This is a genomic window from Mesorhizobium sp. M2A.F.Ca.ET.067.02.1.1 (assembly GCF_004023285.1).
Lineage (GTDB): Bacteria > Pseudomonadota > Alphaproteobacteria > Rhizobiales > Rhizobiaceae > Mesorhizobium.
In genome coordinates this window covers 1-2,712 of record NZ_RZSB01000787.1, presented here as the reverse complement: position 1 = coordinate 2,712, position 2,712 = coordinate 1, and the positions used below count along the sequence as shown (strand labels likewise).

3 protein-coding genes are annotated in these 2,712 nt (G+C 63.5%); 2 read left to right on the top strand and 1 reads right to left on the bottom strand.

All coding sequences use genetic code 11. From position 1 onward, the window contains the following. On the bottom strand, positions 1-79 hold a 79-nt coding region (locus EOA28_RS31785), incomplete at its 3' end, for a LysR family transcriptional regulator (RefSeq protein WP_148670983.1). 124 nt (positions 80-203) lie between these two features. Between EOA28_RS31785 and EOA28_RS39175 the strand changes: the two genes are divergently transcribed. Both EOA28_RS39175 and EOA28_RS31780 read left to right on the top strand, forming a co-directional pair. Next, a complete protein-coding gene (locus tag EOA28_RS39175) occupies positions 204-362 on the top strand; it encodes a hypothetical protein (RefSeq protein WP_189342302.1) in 159 nt (52 codons plus the stop codon). Further along, on the top strand, positions 359-2,712 hold a 2,354-nt coding region (locus EOA28_RS31780), incomplete at its 3' end, for a molybdopterin-dependent oxidoreductase (protein WP_128315657.1). The genes EOA28_RS39175 and EOA28_RS31780, both read left to right, overlap by 4 nt.

Here is a 2,712-nt window from a genome sequence, read left to right as displayed (position 1 = left end):
TGCCGAGCCGCTCGGCGGCCTTGGTCATGTGGCCATGCTCGGCGACGGCGACGAAGATGCGCAACTGGTCGAGGGTCATAGCGCAACTAAGAAGCAAAATCGATCGGAATTACAAGAGCTGCTTGTTAGACGGATCAATTGCTTTGTTCTAAGTTTTTAGCTGGACTTGGAAAAAATTGGTCGCCAGAGGCCAAGAGTGGGAAATGGCAGGGCGCTTCAAATCCCTATTCGCGCATTGGAGCCGCCGGCTGAAGCGGCAGCTTGCCGGCGAGCGCTATCATCCTGAACTTCACTACATGCGCGGCCCGGGGTCTAAGACGAAGGCCAAGATGGCGAACGGCAAGAGCGTTCGCCAATCATGAGCAAAGCCGCGCCGCGCGGCGCCAATTCCGCACCCTCGCAACGGCCTCTTTCCGACACTCACGCGCCAAATGAGGGCGACGGCGTCGAGACTTCGCCCAGCGTCTCCGACCGCGTCGCCAAGACCACCTGCTATATGTGCGCCTGCCGCTGCGGCATCGACGTCCACATCAAGGACGGCAAGGTCCGCTACATCAACGGCAACAAGGACCATCCGGTGAACCGCGGTGTGATCTGCGGCAAGGGCAGCGCCGGCATCATGCAGCATTACAGCCCGGCGCGGCTGAAGAAACCGCTGCTGCGCACAGGCCCGCGCGGCTCGGGCGAATTCCGTGAGATCGAATGGGACGAGGCTCTGACCATCGCCACCGAGAGGCTGTCGGCGATCCGCCGCACCGATCCGAAAAAACTCGCCTTCTTCACCGGACGCGACCAGTCGCAATCGCTGACCGGCTGGTGGGCGTCGAAATTCGGCACGCCGAACTTCGCCGCGCATGGCGGCTTCTGCTCGGTCAACATGGCGGCCGGTGGGCTCTACACGATCGGCGGCTCATTCTGGGAGTTCGGCGAACCCGACTGGGACAACACGAAATACTTCATGCTGTTCGGCGTCGCCGAGGACCATGATTCCAACCCGATCAAGATCGGGCTGGGCAAGCTCAAGGCGCGGGGCGCCAAGGTGGTTTCGATCAACCCTTGCCGTACCGGCTACAATGCGATCGCCGACGACTGGATCGGCATCCGGCCGGGCACAGATGGCCTGTTCGTGCTGGCGCTGGTCCACGAATTGCTCAAGGCCGGGCGCGTCGACCTCGACTATCTGCTGCGCTACACCAATGCGCCGGTGCTGGTCGTGCAGGAGCCCGGGTCCGCCGATGACGGACTGTTCGTGCGCGATAGCGACGGTAATCCGCTTGCATGGGACAGGGTTGCGAAGCAGCCGGTCAACGCAGCCGGCCCCGAGGCAAAGCCGGCGCTGACCGGCAGCTACGAGGTCGGCGGGGGGCGTTGTGTGCCGGTGTTCCAGCTCATCGCCGATCGCTATCTGGACGACAGCTACTCGCCGGATGCCGTGGCGCAGCGTTGTGGCGTCAGCGCCGACATCATCCGGCGCATCGCGGCGGAATTGGCGCATGTCGCCTTCGAGCAGACGATCGAACTACCTATCGCCTGGACCGACTGGGCGGGCCGGCGGCACGAGACGATCAAGGGACGACCTGTGTCCATGCATGCCATGCGCGGCATCTCGGCCCATTCCAACGGCTTTCATACCTGCCGCGCCATCCATTTGCTGCAGGTTCTGCTCGGCACGGTGGACGTTCCGGGTGGCTTCCGGTTCAAGCCGCCCTATCCGCGCTGCGCGCCGCCGGGACCGAAGCCATGCGGAAAAAACGCCCAGCCGATGACGCCGCTGGACGGCGTGCCGCTCGGCTTCGTCTGCGGACCGGATGATCTTCTTGTCGACGAGGCCGGCCGTCCTGTCCGCATCGACAAGGCCTATTCCTGGGAAGCGCCCCTGGCAGCGCATGGGCTGATGCACACGGTGATCCGCAACGCCTGGGCCGGCGATCCTTATCCGATCGACACGCTGATGATGTACATGTCGAACATGGCGTGGAACTCGTCGATGAACACGGTCGAGACCATTGCCATGCTGACCGACAAGGACGAGGCCGGCGCCTACAAGATCCCCTTCATCATCTATTCCGACGCCTATTATTCCGAGACCGTGCCGTTCGCCGACCTGGTGCTGCCCGACACCACCTATCTCGAACGGGACGACTGCATCAGCCTGCTCGACCGGCCGATCAGCCATGCCGACGGCGCCGCCGACGCCATTCGCCACCCCGTGGTGCAGCCGGATCGCGACGTGCGGCCGTTCCAGTCGGTGCTGATCGAACTCGGCGCGCGGCTCGGCCTGCCTTGCTTCGTCAACGAGGACGGCTCGGCGACATACCGCGACTATGCCGACTACATCGTCAACCATCAGCGCACGCCCGGCATCGGCCCTCTAGCCGGCTGGCGCGGCAAGGATGGTGGCTCGATCGGCAAGGGCGACGTCAACCCAGACCAGTTGCAGCGCTACATCGACAATGGCGGCTTCTGGCACCACGATTTTTCCGACGACCAGCGCTATTACAAGATGGGCAACCGCGCCTATCTCGATTTCGCGGTCGAGATGGGTTTCATCCCCTGCGCAGAGCCGATCGTCTTCCAGCTTTACTCGGAGCCGATCCAACGGTTCAGGCTGGCAGCGCGTGGCCACGGCAAGGTGCAGCCACCCGACGCCGAACGCGGCCGCATCGAAGCCTATATGGACCCGCTGCCGTTCTGGTACGCACCCTTCGAGGA

Excerpts from the sequence above, each read along its gene's own strand:
- EOA28_RS39175 (WP_189342302.1), top strand. The coding sequence starts at position 204 with ATGGCAGGGCGCTTCAAATCCCTATTCGCGCATTGGAGCCGCCGGCTG.